This window comes from Annamia dubia NIES-4383 (assembly GCF_055394725.1).
Genome location: NZ_AP025630.1, coordinates 1,392,451 through 1,407,952, shown reverse-complemented (window position 1 = coordinate 1,407,952; position 15,502 = coordinate 1,392,451). Strand labels below are relative to the sequence as shown.

The 15,502-nt window shown below is 33.9% G+C and carries 14 protein-coding genes and 1 pseudogene; 14 read left to right on the top strand and 1 reads right to left on the bottom strand.

Going from position 1 to position 15,502, the window contains the following annotated elements; genetic code table 11:
• The first annotated feature begins 75 nt into the window (after positions 1-75).
• From psbQ to Anndu_RS06340, 6 genes are all read left to right on the top strand, one after another.
• Entirely contained in the window at positions 76-522 is a 447-nt protein-coding gene (gene psbQ, locus Anndu_RS06365) for a photosystem II protein PsbQ (protein WP_464103566.1), read from the top strand.
• A gap of 307 nt (positions 523-829) precedes the next feature.
• Positions 830-2,335, top strand: a complete 1,506-nt coding sequence (locus Anndu_RS06360; protein WP_464103565.1) for a hypothetical protein — start codon at positions 830-832, stop codon at positions 2,333-2,335.
• Positions 2,336-2,806 (top strand): type IV pilus modification PilV family protein, encoded by a 471-nt coding sequence (locus Anndu_RS06355; protein WP_464103564.1) that lies wholly within the window; start codon positions 2,336-2,338, stop codon positions 2,804-2,806.
• Positions 2,781-3,389 carry a prepilin-type N-terminal cleavage/methylation domain-containing protein gene (locus tag Anndu_RS06350; protein WP_464103563.1) on the top strand — a complete coding sequence of 203 codons (609 nt, stop codon included), beginning with the start codon at positions 2,781-2,783 and terminating at the stop codon, positions 3,387-3,389. Before Anndu_RS06355 ends, Anndu_RS06350 begins: the two co-directional genes overlap by 26 nt.
• A 100-nt stretch (positions 3,390-3,489) precedes the next feature.
• Complete coding sequence (locus tag Anndu_RS06345) at positions 3,490-5,715, top strand: prepilin-type N-terminal cleavage/methylation domain-containing protein (protein ID WP_464103562.1); 2,226 nt, start codon at positions 3,490-3,492, stop codon at positions 5,713-5,715.
• Positions 5,716-5,929: 214 nt separating this feature from the next.
• On the top strand, positions 5,930-6,433 hold the full coding sequence (locus Anndu_RS06340; protein ID WP_464103561.1) for a pilus assembly FimT family protein: 504 nt from the start codon (positions 5,930-5,932) through the stop codon (positions 6,431-6,433).
• Between the two features lie 424 nt (positions 6,434-6,857).
• Here Anndu_RS06340 and Anndu_RS06335 read toward each other — a convergent pair whose 3' ends face one another.
• Entirely contained in the window at positions 6,858-7,247 is a 390-nt protein-coding gene (locus Anndu_RS06335; RefSeq protein WP_464103560.1) for a DUF1815 family protein, read from the bottom strand.
• Between the two features lie 297 nt (positions 7,248-7,544).
• Here Anndu_RS06335 and Anndu_RS06330 point away from each other — a divergent pair, with 297 nt between their 5' ends.
• The 8 genes and pseudogenes from Anndu_RS06330 to Anndu_RS06295 all read left to right on the top strand — a co-directional run bounded on the left by Anndu_RS06330 (position 7,545) and on the right by Anndu_RS06295 (position 15,282).
• A complete protein-coding gene (locus Anndu_RS06330; protein WP_464103559.1) occupies positions 7,545-8,429 on the top strand; it encodes an alpha/beta fold hydrolase in 885 nt (294 codons plus the stop codon).
• A gap of 101 nt (positions 8,430-8,530) precedes the next feature.
• Positions 8,531-8,923, top strand: coding sequence for a DUF3119 family protein (locus Anndu_RS06325; RefSeq protein ID WP_464103558.1), 393 nt, complete (start codon positions 8,531-8,533; stop codon positions 8,921-8,923).
• Positions 8,924-9,615: 692 nt separating this feature from the next.
• On the top strand, positions 9,616-10,767 hold the full coding sequence (locus Anndu_RS06320) for a DUF3086 domain-containing protein (protein WP_464103557.1): 1,152 nt from the start codon (positions 9,616-9,618) through the stop codon (positions 10,765-10,767).
• A gap of 69 nt (positions 10,768-10,836) precedes the next feature.
• The gene (gene plsY / locus Anndu_RS06315; protein ID WP_464103556.1) at positions 10,837-11,490 is read left to right on the top strand and encodes a glycerol-3-phosphate 1-O-acyltransferase PlsY; all 654 of its coding nucleotides are present in this window, start codon (positions 10,837-10,839) and stop codon (positions 11,488-11,490) included.
• A 170-nt stretch (positions 11,491-11,660) separates the two neighbouring features.
• The gene (locus Anndu_RS06310) at positions 11,661-12,974 is read left to right on the top strand and encodes a hypothetical protein (RefSeq protein ID WP_464103555.1); all 1,314 of its coding nucleotides are present in this window, start codon (positions 11,661-11,663) and stop codon (positions 12,972-12,974) included.
• A gap of 129 nt (positions 12,975-13,103) precedes the next feature.
• On the top strand, positions 13,104-13,427 hold the full coding sequence (locus Anndu_RS06305) for a phasin family protein (RefSeq protein ID WP_464103554.1): 324 nt from the start codon (positions 13,104-13,106) through the stop codon (positions 13,425-13,427).
• Positions 13,428-13,476: 49 nt separating this feature from the next.
• Entirely contained in the window at positions 13,477-14,016 is a 540-nt protein-coding gene (locus Anndu_RS06300) for an FKBP-type peptidyl-prolyl cis-trans isomerase (protein ID WP_464103553.1), read from the top strand.
• Positions 14,017-14,256: 240 nt separating this feature from the next.
• Positions 14,257-15,282 (top strand): annotated as a pseudogene (locus Anndu_RS06295) (IS630 family transposase).
• Positions 15,283-15,502 lie beyond the last annotated feature (220 nt).

Here is a 15,502-nt window from a genome sequence, read left to right as displayed (position 1 = left end):
CAATAAAATGCCATAAAGCCTTATTCTTTTCTATAAAGATAGTTTATTGATCAAAAATCAAGCACAATGAAATTTATGAATCGTTTATTTCGTTCCTTATTATCAATGGTACTGGTAGTAGTAACTACCCTTTTAGTTAGTTGTTCCTCCCCTGCTACTGCCAAAATTCCTACCACCTACACACCCGAAAAAATTGAATCTTTAAAACTTCAACTAGAACCAATTAAAGCAGTCAGAGAAAGAATGACTGAGTTAGGCTCTTTAGTTCAAGATGAAAACTGGACAGATGTGCGGGATCTTATTCATGGGCCTTTAGGTTTTCTGCGTCAAGATATGCGCTATTTATCAGAAAAATTATTACCTAGCGATCAACAAAAAGCTAAACAATTAGCTAGTGATTTATTTACCGATCTAGTACAGTTAGATAGTGCCGCCAAAGATCGTAATTATGGCGTGGCCGTAGGTAAATTTAATCAAGCCGTTAAAGATTTTGACGCATTTTTAGATACTATTCCTCAGTAAAATTTTTCAAATTTGCTTTAACCTCTCCCCTAACCCCTCTCCCTCGTAAGGAGGGGGGAGTTTTTTTTCAATTAACAGCTTGTAGCAAATCAATTATTAGAAAAAAGAATCTTAAAATATTGTTAAGAATCACAAATACTGGGATTTAAACCAAAATTTGTTACAATCACATTAAATCAATAAGTTTTGTGATGATCGTCACACCATTCCATGGGATCAAGCTTACACTAAAAATAAAATAAGGATCTAAAATTATATTAATTTTGAAGTTTTATTAATAATAACTTTGTACAGAGGAACAGGAAAAATGAAAAATAAACTCTATCCCTTTTTTAAATATACTTTACTTTCTCATTCAAAAAAAACTAATTCCAATCAAGGCTTTGTCCTCCCTATAATTTTAGGATTTGGTTTATTTATGTTGCTAGTAGCAATAATGATGATTAACCGTTCTGGGGATGATAAAGTTAGTTCGATCGAACAAGAACAAACCGCCGAAAGTTTAGGGGTAGCAGAAGGCGGAATCAGTAAGGCCTTGGCTATATTAAATCAAGGAGATAATCGTGTTTTTCTTAAACTAAATTATAATAGATTGCTTCCGGGAAGTACAACGGAAACCTATTTTGGGCCTAAAGACACTAATCCAGTGGATTTAGGATGGGATACTGCTCAGATCAGTGCGGTTAATGCTAATGGTTGTGGTACGGGTACTAGCACTAAATCAGTTCCTATTCCCACTGAGTTAGGGACTAACGTAAGTTCACCAGTTGCAGTTACTAATAATGGTGTAGTTACAGAAAAGGGAAGCTATAATCTTCTAGCCTATAAATATGACGCCACAAGTAAAATCGGAACAATGCTTCTTCAGGCTAACTCCCTGAAAGGAACTAATGATGATAAAGTAGCGAAAAGTCGTCTTAAAGTAAATTTTCAAGTTAGTGACATTAAAACCCCCATTCCGATGAAATTTCCGGGGTTATTAGCCAGTGAGTTTTTAGCCTTTGGTAATAATGTGGTGACAGTGGGGGGGACTACCGATAAAATCAATGTTCTTTGTACCACTTGCACAGTTCCTGAGTCTTCTTGTGTTGGTGGTGTGCCAACTGAAGCGGCTTTAATCGCTAACTTTGATATTAAAAACTGGAGTGCTTGGGATACTCAACAAATTGAGTTAAAAATTGCTAAACCCGAAAAGCCTCCCATGCCGAAAATCACAGACTATTCTTATTGTAATCCCTACAGTGAGTGGAAAACTACTGGCCAAACTGTTCTCAATTTGCCCGATACCGCTCATGGTGATCAACCAGCCTCCAATGGAACTTATTGTTATCAAGTAACAGGAGATATAGATGCTAAACTCAATTTTACCACTAGCAACGCCAATCCAGTGATCGTCTTTTTTGAAGGCAATATTAAAAAAGGCACAACAATAGACCATACAGGTAATTTTGCTAATCTTTCTTTTATTGGTAAACCCGAAGATCCCAATAATCTATCTACTGATCAACTGATCGAGTTTAATGGTGGTAATAGTGCAACCCAAATATTTATTTATGCACCCGATGCCCAGTTCGGGATTATGGGAGGTTCGTCTAATCCGGCGGTGGAAGGAGTTTTCTGGGTCAAAACTTATGGCAATAATGGTTCAGTGGGAACAGGTTCATCCTCATCAATCGCAACGATTGGGATTCCCACAGGAGCCGGCGCATCCTTAGCAACACGGTTTGGCAGTTCCTATAATGGGATCGCAGGGTATGAGACTATAATTAAAAGCGGTGGCATCGTCAACTGGGAAAGACAGGAGGCAAATTAAATGAAAAAAGCGATACTTTCTCAAGATGAACAAGGGTTTACTTTTCTTGAAGTGTTAGTGGGTATGATGATTGCATTAATCTTTGTGTTGATCACAACCCAAGGCATTGTGATTGGTACGGTTTACAGGGTAAAAGCTCAAAGACAATCAGAAGCCATTAATGCTATTCAAGAAGATTTAGAGGAAATTAAATTCCAAGCGGCCAAGTCTGGTTTAAGTGGTACTTGTGGTAGCTATGGTACTGCCTTAAAAACTCGTGTTGATGTGCTATCCCTTAATAATCCTAAAAAATTAGCGAATAAAGTTTATATTATGAGGCGTACTACCATCGCTAATGGCAATACCCTAAGTATTACTCACGAAGTTGTTCCCGATGAAAATGGAAATGGGGTTGCTGATACTAATGAAACGCCTATTGCTAGTTTATTTACGGAGGTTGTTCCTGATGCTGTTCTTTCCTGTAATAATTAAAAAAAACCCTACTAGGGAAAAAGGCTATACCCTTTTTGAATTATTGATCATTGTGATCCTGATTGGTATTTTATCAGCGATCGGCGCACCAAGCCTATTTAGTTGGGTGACAAGGGCTAAGGTTAATGATGCTCAAACTGTTTTAAAAGGGGCATTTAGTGAGGCACAAAGAGAAGCGATCCGCAAAAGCAAAAAGTGTAATGTGACGATTCCTATTCCCGTTACTCCTGCTACTTTTACCGTTAACCCAACCATTCAAAGTAATTGTTTTGTTTTAGGTCCTCGCACCTTAAACGGGGTTAAAATTCGTCATAATGGCAATACTGTCTTCAAAAATGTAACGGCCACAACTTCTACCACAAAAACCGCTACTTTATTTGATTTTAAAGGCAGAACAGAAGAAAATTTAGATGATAATGATGTCTCAACTACTGATCATCTAGTTATTGTAATTAGTCCTAGTGATAACGATTCTTCTCAAAAATGTTTAGTTATTTCCGATGATTTAGGATTAATTAGAAGTGGAAACTATCTCGATGCTAATAATACTACGACTACCGATTTTACTAAATGTAATAATTAATAATGATTAACTAACATTAATTATTAATTGATTTCAAGGGCAAATATCTTTTTTTATTTATCAATTTATATATTATTTATTATTAACTTTGATCAAAACTATGAAATTTTTACATTGGTATTTAACACAATATTTAACTAGAGCTAAATCTGATCGAGGATTCACTCTGCTGGAAATTTTAATGGCTATTTCCCTCAGTTCAATCGTATTATTAGGTATTGGCACAGGATTAGTTTTTACTTTAAATTCTAATAAAAAAGCAGAGGCAAAAACCTTACAAAGAACCCAATTGAACAGAGCTTTAGATTATATTAGCGAAGATATAAGAAGGGCAAGAACTGTAACAGTTAATAACAATAATACTCCTAGCGTTCTCACGGATGATAAATTAGTCTTGACTTATTATCCTGATCCTTCAGTGACCACGAGTAACACTATTACCTATACTCTCAGCGATGCGAGTAGTCCTTGGATCGGTCCAAAAGTTTTAACCAGACTAGAAACAGGAGGAGTTACACAAACTTTAGTAGATGGTATTTCCGAAAATATAATTAATTCGTCTTCTCCAGACACACCTAATACGATCAAACTCAAAGAAATAGCCACTTGCACAGGAGGAACAAGCTTAAATCAATTTGGATTTCAAGTTTGTATTAAAACCGATCTTACGGATAATGGTGTTACTATCTATAACGCTGTTGTCGCTCTTTCTGGAGAATTAACAGATAATAAAGGGACTGATGCCAATTCAGAAGTTTTAACTACAACCAGTAAAGTATTTTCCCGCAGTCTTCAACCTTTGACCACACCAATTTTAACTGTGACAGCAGTGGAACAACCATTAGTTAGTTGGACTACGGTAACAGGGGCAACAGGTTATGAAGTTTATCGGTGTCAAAATACTACTGATTGTACCCCCGTTCTGAATGACACAAATCTATTTTATAAAGGCACTGCTAATTCTCAGCAAGAAACCACAGCCTCTGATATGACTAAGAAATGGTGTTATGCCGTCAGAGCTTATAATGCAACGATTAATACTCCTTTAAGTGCGCCTCAATGTGGCATTGTGCGAGGTGCTACTCCGCCAGGTGTACCCACTGCTTTAACCGTTACCAGTACTAGCTCCCCAAATGTCAGTTGGTCAGCACCCATTACTGGGGGAACGGTAGATTCCTACCAGGTATATCGTTGCGAAGCGGTTTCTCCTAGCACTTCCTGCACTCCGAATACTTCCAGTACGTTATTTTTCAATGGATCTGCTCTAAGCATTACAGAAAGTGCTGTTCCCTCGGCTATTGATAACAGATGGTGTTATGCGGTGAGGGCTACTAATGCCAATGGAAGTAGTAGTTTAACTTCAGCCCTGTGCGGTAGCCCCCGAGTGGCACCCACCACTCCCACCAGTTTAGCTGTTTCGAGTAGTCCAACGCCAAGTCTCACTTATAATGCGGTGACGGGAGCAACGGCCTATAAGATTTATCGCTGTTTGGATGATAATTCAGACAATAATACTACTACTTTCTGCTCCCCTAGTACCACAGTTAGTGCAACTAATACTCTCTGGTATAATGGGCCCCTGACCAATGTAATTGATAATGACCAACCCGGAGTTGGGAACAGATGGTGTTATGCGGTTCTGGCTACCAATGGAACAGATAATAGTAGCTTAACCACAACATTGGTAACTCATTGTGGAGGTGTCCAAGCTGTTCTTGCACCTGATAAGCCCGTCAATCCTAGTGCAACAAGTAGTAAAACCCCTACTGTTACTTGGACTGCTCCAAGTGGAACTGCTCCCACTGGTTATCGGGTTTATCGTTGTGAAACCACGACCGCAAATGCCGCTTGTTCCCCCAATATTCTCGGCACGGCGGTTTCCGATCAGTTGTCTCCTCTTTCTTATACCGAAACTACCAACCCTAGCACTAATCGTAAATTCTGTTATCAAATCACCGCCTATAACACTGGTGGCACAAGTTCAGGTTCTAATTTAGTTTGTGGTGTTGATAATATAGTTGCACCTGGTACTCCTACTAATTTCACTGTTAGTAACGCAGCACAACCCACCGTCACTTGGGCGGCTCCTACCACTGGAGGCTCACCTTACATCTATGAACTTTATCGCTGTCAATCAACCAGTAACAATAGTACCTGTACCGTGAGTACTTCGAGTTCAATTGTATATAATAACTTAACCCCATTATCATTTACAGAAAACGCTACTACAACTAAAAACCTGAAATGGTGTTATGCGGTACGAGCTACCAATTCTGCAGGAGTTAGTAGTTTGACGACTCAGGCTTGTGGTGCTGATGGATCATAAAAGTTTTATTGTCAAAGGAAAATTTTAGATTTTAGGTTTTTTACTCTTGTATAAAGTAAAAAAGTCGGGTATTTTGAAAATTCCCGACTTTTCCTTGCCAGAAAAAAACTTAATTTTGTATCAAAAAATACTTATCAAAAGTAAACTTTTTGTAATTAATAATTATTTAATACTTATTTTAATCTGTCTATATTACTGTGAAATAATAGGTTAAATGGTTAAATATTACAATCACAATCGAGGGTTTACTCTGTTTGAATTACTGGTAGTAACCGTGATCATAGGTATTGTCGGGGCGATCTCTGCTCCCAGTTTTTTTGGCTTTCTCAATCGTGCTAAGGTTAATAAAGCGTTAACTATTTTACGCAGTACAATTACCATTACTCAACAAGAAGCCATTAAAAAAAGTCAAACTTGCTCTTTAAATTTGCCAAATAATGATACGATAAATCCTATTTTTGAAAGTAGTTGTTTAACTACAGGCAAAAGAAGTTTAGATGATGTAATGATTAAATATAATAATATCAGTAACAAAAAAATTAACTTTAATTTTCGGGGTCATACTAGCCCTTTAAGAACAATTGTGATTTATCATCCTAAGACCAATTATAAAAGATGTATCGTTATTTCTAATGGTATTGGGATGGTCAGAACGGGAGTTTATACTAATAATAATTTAAGTAGTATTTCCGCTAGTTATTGTCAAACTTCACCATGATCAATTTAACGATCAACAGAAGGCCGTTTCAGGGATTTTTAACTATCTTTTACTAGGTAAAATCGTTTAAATTGTCTTCTGAAGGTATTTTGTGGATGCTCCTACCTCAATTGAGCAAAGCCAAAATAACCAATAATCAATAACTAATTTTTAAGCTTTAAAAATTTGATTAGGAGTTAATTTTAATTCTAAAAACATAGAAGCAATTATAATTTCATCATCTCTAAACATGGTTTTTTCATATTCATTATTTTCTCTTAAAACATCAACAACAATAGTCGAAAAGTTTGGTTATGTTTGATTTTCTTTTTAAATAAATTTAATCAAGTTCTAAACAATAAATTCATCAATTCTCCTCTCGTGATCTTAGCACAATTTAAGACTAAAATTGATCTAGTCTTATTCGATGATCAAACCCCAAAATTTAATGACTAACTAAAGAAAAAGAATGTAATTCAGTGGCATATTTAGCCCCATATGGGGGAGTTTTGGGAGAATTATTGATCGTTTCAAATTGATATTTAACCAGATCCGCTAACTCCTGAAGTTGACTGATGGCCTCAGCCCCTTCTAACTTCATCAATTCCCGATCATCACGCATTTCTGTCCAAGTAATACCATAATCAGACACTAAAAAGCGAATTAAATGATTATTACCTAAACTTACCATAAAAGAGGCACTATAGGGTTCATTGCCACAGGTATAACAAGAAGCAATATAACCTCTATTTTCTAATACAATTGCCAAAGCTTGAAGATTCATCACTAAGTCTTTAACAAATTCACGATGTTGTTGTGCAAGTCTTTTAAACACTGTTTTTCTCCCAAACTAGAATTTTGATAATCATAATTGTAGCCGATTTAACAAAAATTTAATATTTTTTTAAGATTTCCCGGATTTTTGTCGGCCTTGAATAGATTAATGTGTTAAAGTCAACCTATTAATCAGATTAACTCTATTATTTCGATCTTGCTATGATTTAAGAAAAAATTTGTCATCAAATCTTGAAAAATAGTGATTAGTTATTTTTTATGGATTATTAATAACAATATTTTAATTTTCTTATTTATTACTTATTAGTTGATTTGTGCAAAAAGTATTATTAGGTTTATGATAGAAAAATACGGTCATCAAAGGGATTGGGTTTGGCATGGTTGGCAAATTAGATATACTTATCTTAAGCCCCCTATTCCCGATCAAAATAATCAAACTCCTATTCTTTTGATACATGGTTTAGGAGCGAGTTTAAAACATTGGCGTTTTAATTTATCTATTATAGCTCAAGAATACCCCGTTTATGCGATCGATCTGTTAGGTTTTGGGGCATCTTTTAAGGCTGATACTGAATATAATAGTCAATTTTGGGCAGAATTAATTTATGATTTTTGGCGTACTTTTATCAATCAAAAAATGATCATAGTCGGCAATTCTTTAGGCTCATTAATTTCAGTAATGACGGCCTATTATTATCCAGAAATTGTCAAAAAATTAACTATTTTAAACTTACCTGATGTTACTTTAAAACAGGAAATGATCCCTAAAATAATTCAGCCAATTGTCACCACAGTGGAAAAAATATTTACTAATGGGATCTTTCTTAAACCATTATTTTTAATTTTACGTCAACCTTTTATTTTAAAAAATTGGTTAAAAATAGCCTATATTGATCAAACAAATATTAATCAAGAATTAATTAATATTGTTGCTATTCCAACTCAAGATTATAATTCAATTAACGCTTTTGTTGCCCTATGTAAAGGAGTTAATGATCATCACTTTGCCCCGTCAATGAAAAAGATTTTACCAGAATTAAACCTGCCAATTTTATTGATTTGGGGGCAAAAAGATTGTATGATCCCTGTAAATTTAGCTCCATTTTTCGCTAAATTAAATCATCAAATTAAATTAATTACTTTAGATAAGATCGGCCATTGCCCCCATGATGAAATTCCTGAAAAATTTAATCAAATTTTACTCAATTTTTGTCAATCATAACTCAAATAAGAGCAGTTTAGATTAACAAAAAAATTATTTAAAAGATAAATAAGGCAAAATTCAGATATAATAAAAATATTAACAAATTAGCTTTTTTAACTATGACAACTTTTCAAACTTCTAAACCTCTTAATACCGTTACCCTTACCCCTAGTTATAATATCCCCATTGTGTTAACTTTAGGTGGTATTCCTTTTATTTTAGTTAACTGGTGGATCAGTTTGGCGATCGCTGTTTTCGGGTTATTTTTAATGTTTCAAACTGTTAATATTAGATTAAAATTTACGCCCACAGCTTTAGACATTTATCGTAAAGAAAAATTAATCAGAAGTTTTCCCTATAGTGAGTGGGAAAGTTGGCAAATTTTTTGGCCATCTTTTCCCGTTTTATTTTATTTCAAAGAAGTTAAAAGTATTCACTTTTTACCAATTTTATTTGATCCTCAAACTTTAAAGAATTGTTTAGAAACCTATATTTCAATTGACAATAAATAATAGGATAGATATAGCGCTAACTCCCCAGATTATTTTGAAAGTCAAGAGCAAAATAAAAAATTTAGTTCAATTTATTGTATAATTAATATTAGCAACTAACTTAATTTGCTAGTAAAATTAATACTCAAAAGAGTTAATTTACCTTTAAATTAAGTTTAAAGCCAAATTAATTACTATCAATAAATTGAACTAAAACTAAATAAAAAAATTGATTTTTTAGTAAATTTTGATTCATTAATCTAAAAATTAACCTCAAAACCTGATCACAAAAAGGTTATAATGAGTCTGAAAATTTGACTTTTAAAAAACCCTGCCTTAAGGGGGAAGGTATTTTCAAAGTCAAGGTTAAAATACAATTGTGAGTTCAATTTATTGAACGATCACTGTTAGCAATGAAATTGATTTCATTGCGAGTGAATTACTCACCGTGATCTCTTAAAGTATTGATACCACCTTGAAATGAATTTCAAGGCTAATATAAATCTTTCAATGAATTGAACTTAATTTATATTAGAAATTATCACTTTTTTAATAATTTTTGATTTATTAATCTTAAAAATAAGCGAAAAAGCCTAACATAAAAAGATTACAAAGATCATAAAAATTGACTTTTAAAAAACCCAGCCTTAAAGTAGGGGAAACTAAAAAATATAAATTATAAAAATTTAATTAATGATTAAATAACTAAAATTATGAATACAGAAGAAAATTTTAATCTTAATAACGATGAAATTTTAGGGGAAAATTCTCCTGAAATAGAAAATTTAGAAAAAGAATCTAATTTAATAGATTTTAACCTAGAAAATTCCGTTACACCTGAAATTCAAGTAGTTAAAATTGATCCACAATTACAAATACTTGAAGAAACTAAAGCTAATTTAACTCAAGAAATTAGTCAACTTCAAGCAGAAAAAGAAAGTTTAAAAACGGAAATTGAAACTTTAGAAAATACCCGTAATAACTTACTAGAAAATCAAACTGTTGATGTGGAAAGTAAGTTAAAACAAATGATTGAAACCAGTTTAGAAGAATTATTAAAACAGAAACAGGAATTACAAATTGCTGTGGAAAAATTAGACAAAAGAAAGGAAAGAATTAATGCAGAAATGAAAACAACTTTTGCAGGAGTTTCCCAAGACTTAGCTATTAGAGTACAAGGTTTTAAAGATTATTTAGTAGGTAGTTTACAAGACTTAGTTGCGGCCGCTGAACAACTAGAATTTGCTAATACTGAAAACTGGGAAAGTAGCCCTCCAATTCCTCAAAAACAACCAGAAAATATTGCACCTCAACCTCAATTTTCTGAACAAAATTTTGCCCAAGAAAAACGCAAAATTAAAGAATGTTTAGAGCAATATCGCACTCGCCCCGACTATTATGGCGCACCTTGGCAACTAAGAAGAACTTTTGAGCCGATCCACGCTGAAAGGGTTAAAAATTGGTTTTTCTCCCAAGGCGGCCGGGGAGCGATCAAGTCTATGGGTAGCCGTTTACAAAATATTTTAGTTGCCTCGGCCATTATGTCTGTGTTACATAAATTATATGGTAATCGGGTGCGCACCCTGATTTTAGCCAATACTCCTGAAAGGCTAGGGGAATGGCGTAGAGGGCTACAAGACTGTTTAGGCATTTCCCGCAGTGATTTTGGGCCCGAAAGAGGTGTAGTATTATTTGAACAACCAGAAGCTTTAATTCAAAAAGCTGATCGTTTAAGGGATGATAAATTATTACCTTTAGTAATTATTGATGAAACAGAAGATAATATTAATTTAGCTCTGTTACAATTTCCTTTATGGTTAGCTTTTGCCCCTGAAGCTCAAGCTAATTCTAATTATTTCTATTAATAATTATTTATTAGTTATTTGTTATTAGTTAATTATCAATTATTAATAATCCATTATCAATTATCAATTATGAATTTAACTATTTTAATTGCTCTAATTTTAATTTTAGTCGCCTATTTATTTGGCTCGATCCCGACAGGATATTTAGCAGGGCGTTGGCTTAAAAATATTGATATTCGGGAGCATGGCTCAATGTCTACGGGTGCAACTAATGTTTTACGCACTTTAGGCAAACCTGCGGCGATCGCCGTTTTAACCATAGATATTTTAAAAGGTTGTTTAGCGATCGCAGTGATCAAAAGTTGGTATTTTTGGCAAATTAACCCCAGTTTACCTAGTACATGGCAATATTGGTTAATTATTGGGGCAGGAGCGGCGGCCATTCTCGGCCATAGTAAATCAATTTTTCTGAATTTTACTGGCGGAAAATCCGTTGCTACCAGTATCGGGGTATTATTGGTGATGAGTCCTTTCGTAGCCTTAAGCACGATCGCCGTCTTTGGGATCAGTATTGCATTATCTCGCATAGTCTCTTTAAGTTCCATTGCAGGGGCGATCGCCGTGATCCTCTTAATGATTATATTTAAACAACCCTTACCCTATATTTTATTTGCCAGTTTTGCGGGAATATATGTTATTGTTCGTCATCAAGCTAATATTAGTCGTTTATTAGCCGGAACAGAACCAAAAATTGGTCAAAAATTATCTAAAACCGAAAGTTAAAAATATCAAAATTAAAGATAAAATAAATTTTTTAAACTTAATCAAGTTAAATCAGAATTTAACAAAGATTATTTTTTTTGATTTAAGTTTAAAGTACACTAAATTAAGTTTAGTGTAAGATTGATCTTAAACTTAAGCCTCTAACCCAATTGATTTAATCTCATTTTACTATGACTCAATCTCTAAAAAAACAAATTACAGATCTCAAAAAACGAATTGAAGCCGCTAAAGGTACACCTGCCGAGGCCACTTTTCAAGAAATTCTTGCTGACTTAGAAAAACAACTTCAACAAGAAGAACCATCAAAAACGAGAAAAACTAAGGCTAAAATAGCCAAAGAAACAACAACACAAAGCCCTGAAACTGCAACTGTTGAAGTTGCACCCGTTGAAAAAGTAACACAGGAAACCCCCACCCCCGAAGTTTCCAGCAGTGAGGAAACATCAGGCGAAAAACCAGAAAAAGAGAAAAAAGAGAAAAAAGCAAAAAGAGAACCCTCTCCCTACTTTTTCCAAGCCGTTGGCCAGTTACGCACTACCATTTATCGCAAAGAAGATAAAAGTGGCTGGTATATTGAACAGGCACAAACTCAATATGATCTGGCGATCCCTAAAAAATTACAATATGTAATTCATTTTGTTGAAGAAAGAGAATTAACTTTAACTGTTTATCCTCAGGTTCGCTATGAAAAAGGTGATAGAGATAACTGTAAAATTTATTTTAAATTAGTAGGTTGGTCGGAAGAACGCTCTCCTAATGAGGGTTTGTTCATTCTTAAAGGAATTTGGCAATTTATCCCCCAATATAAACGTCCTGTAGTCAGTATTTATCGTAACCAGAGAAAATGGGATGGCGATCGCTGTAAGGCTAGTCATATTCCGGTTTTATGGAAAGACTCACCCCTTAAACCTTTTAAATTTAATCCTAAAGCTGAAACTCAAGGTGAAAAATATTTTGCCCAACTTCATACTAAATTTATCCCACGCTTAAATACTTTTGGTGTGGTGGAAGAAATTGGAGAATCAACTTTAAGAGTTCCTAAATATATTAAACCTGTTAAAGTAGACCCCACTAAAGCCGATTCTATCAAAGAAGATACCACTGCGAAAGGTAAAGGCAAAGGTAAGGGTAAAGCTAAAACTGAGGGGCAAACTGAAGTTAAAGCTGAAGTTACAACGGAAGTTACAACGGAAGTTACAACGGAAGTTAAAGCTGGGGTAACAACCGAAGCAAAAACTAAGGCTAAAACTGAGGTGACAACGGAAGTTAAAGCTGAAGCTAAAACCAAGGCTAAAACTAAAGCGAAAAAAGAAGTTCCTCCCGAAACAACGGCCGAAGTTAAACCAGAAGTTGCCCCTGAAGCACCTGTAGAAGTCAAAGCACAAGTTACTCCCGAAGTAACACCAGACACCACCGCCGAAACAACGGCCGAAACCAAACCTAAAGCTAAAACCACTAGAACTAAAGCTAAAACTAAAAAATAAACAACTTTAGACCCTAGTAAACTGGTCACTGGCCGCTCAAATTACTAACTCTTTGATTTTATGTCATGATCGAAGAATCACAATTAAAAAAATTTATTGTAAATTATTACTCTTAATCATCATAATGTTATGGATAATCAAGATTGGATTAAACAACTTTTAATGATTGGTGTTGGTACGACTTCTCTTGTGACAGAAAAACTCAAAGAAGTTAGTGACGAATGGGTCAAAGAAGGTAAAATTAACCCTGATCAAGCTAAAGGTTTTGTTGATGATCTTATGGATCATCTTAAGTCTGAACAAAGCAATTTTGAAGCCCAAATAGAACGTCAAATGCGTAATCTTTTACAAGATATTGGCGTTCCCCGTCAATCTGAAATGGATGAATTACGAGGACGTATTGATCGTTTAGAAAGACAAGTTAGAGACTTAGAAAATAAGCTTTGGCGCTAGTTCAATTACCAATTACCAATTACCAATAACTAATTTTTTATTATTGAAAATGAAAGAAATTTTAATCAGTTTAGGTGTTGTTTTAACCTGTTTAGTGATCTTAGTTGTTACCGTTATTTTTAATAATAATCCCAAACAAACGGCGATCGCTGATGAATTAAATAACCGTCCACAGGTGACTATTAATGAGACAATACAAGAATCAACTAACAATACAACAGAGGAAACTATCAACATGACAACGGAAAAGGTCATTACCACAGAGTCTGGACTACAATATGTAGAACTCAAAGAAGGCACAGGTGCAACTCCCCAAAAAAGGCAAAAAGTAACCGTTCATTACACCGGAACTCTTGAAGATGGCTCAAAATTCGATTCTTCGCGCGATCGCAATAGTCCCTTTCAATTTAACATCGGTGTGGGACAAGTGATCAAAGGATGGGATGAGGGAGTCGGCACGATGAAAGTTGGCGGACGGCGTAAACTCATTATTCCCTCAGAATTAGGTTATGGATCACGGGGTGCAGGTGGGGTAATACCTCCCAATGCTACCTTAATTTTTGATGTAGAATTACTCAGTATCGGCTAATTTCAGCCAGTAGAGACGTAAAATTTTACGTCTCTACAATCAAAAATTATTCTTTTTTTATTCAAAGAGGATTAATTATGAACAATATCACAATTGATTGTCATTCTATTAATTTAACCGACTCAAATTAAATTTATGAGAGGATAAAAATAAGTGAGATTACATATAGCAATCCTAAATAGGTCATAACAGATATAATATTAATTATAATCTAAATTCAAGGAAAAAAAAATGAACATTATTTCTGAGTTAAATGATTTTATCAATCAAACAAAAGAGGCTAAAGAAATAAAAAGGGCTTTAGCTGTCAAAATGATTTTAGAAGGAAAATCATACCATGAAGTAAAAGAATTATTACAAGTTTCTCATAGCTTTATTAGTATGTGGAAAAATCAAGCTCTTTTTTGTGGAGTAGAAAGCTTGAAATTACAGTTTAAAGGAACTAAAAGTGAATTAAAACCAGAAGAAAAAGACCAAGTTATTAATTGGTTAAGAGAGCAAGAATATTTAAGATTATCAGATTTAAAAATTTATTTAGAGCGAGAATATAATATTATTTATAAATCCAATCAAAGTTATTATAGTTTGCTCAAAGAAGCGAAAATAAGTTGGAAAAAACTCAAAAAAGAATCCGGCTAAAAATGACGAATTAGTCGAAGCTAAAAAAAAAGAAATCAGTGAAAAATTAGAGATTTGGAAAAAGAAATAGAGAGTGGAGAGCTTGTAGTGTTTATGATTGATGAATGTCATTTACTTTGGGGAGACATTTTAGGTTATGTTTGGGGAAGAACAGATCAAAGAATAGAAATTCCCATTAAAAATGAAAAAAGCCGACAAACTTATTATGGGGCATTAGACTATCAAACTAAAGAATTTATTGTCAAAGAATATGAAAGTGGAAATACAGAAAATACGATCAAATTTATCAAGTATTTACTATCAAAAAGAAAAGGAAAAAGATTAGCAATATTTTGGGATGGAGCAACCTATCATGACTCAAAAGAATTTAGGGAGTATTTAACTATAATAAATCAAGATTTATTGGAAGAAGAATGGTTAATTACTTGTCATAAATTTGCCCCTAATGCTCCAGAACAAAATCCGGTAGAAGATATTTGGCTACAAGTGAAAAATTTTATTAGACAATTCTATCATTTATGTAAATCATTTAAAATAGTAAAGTGGCTATTTAAGTTTTTTGCGCATGGTCAAATATTTGATTTCCCCAAACTTTATCAATATGGAATTTTGCCACAACCTATTTAGGATTGCTATATCTTGTAAGGTAACGAAACCCAACATTTGATAAAAAATTAGATAAGTTCAATTTATTGAACGATCGCTGTTAGCCTTGAAATTCATTTCAAGGCTTTATCAATACTTTTAGGGTTAACTTTTAATCAATTACCCGCAATGAAATTAATTTCATTGCTAATATAAATCGTTCAATAAATTGAACTAAGAATTGCATTTTAACCTCGACTTT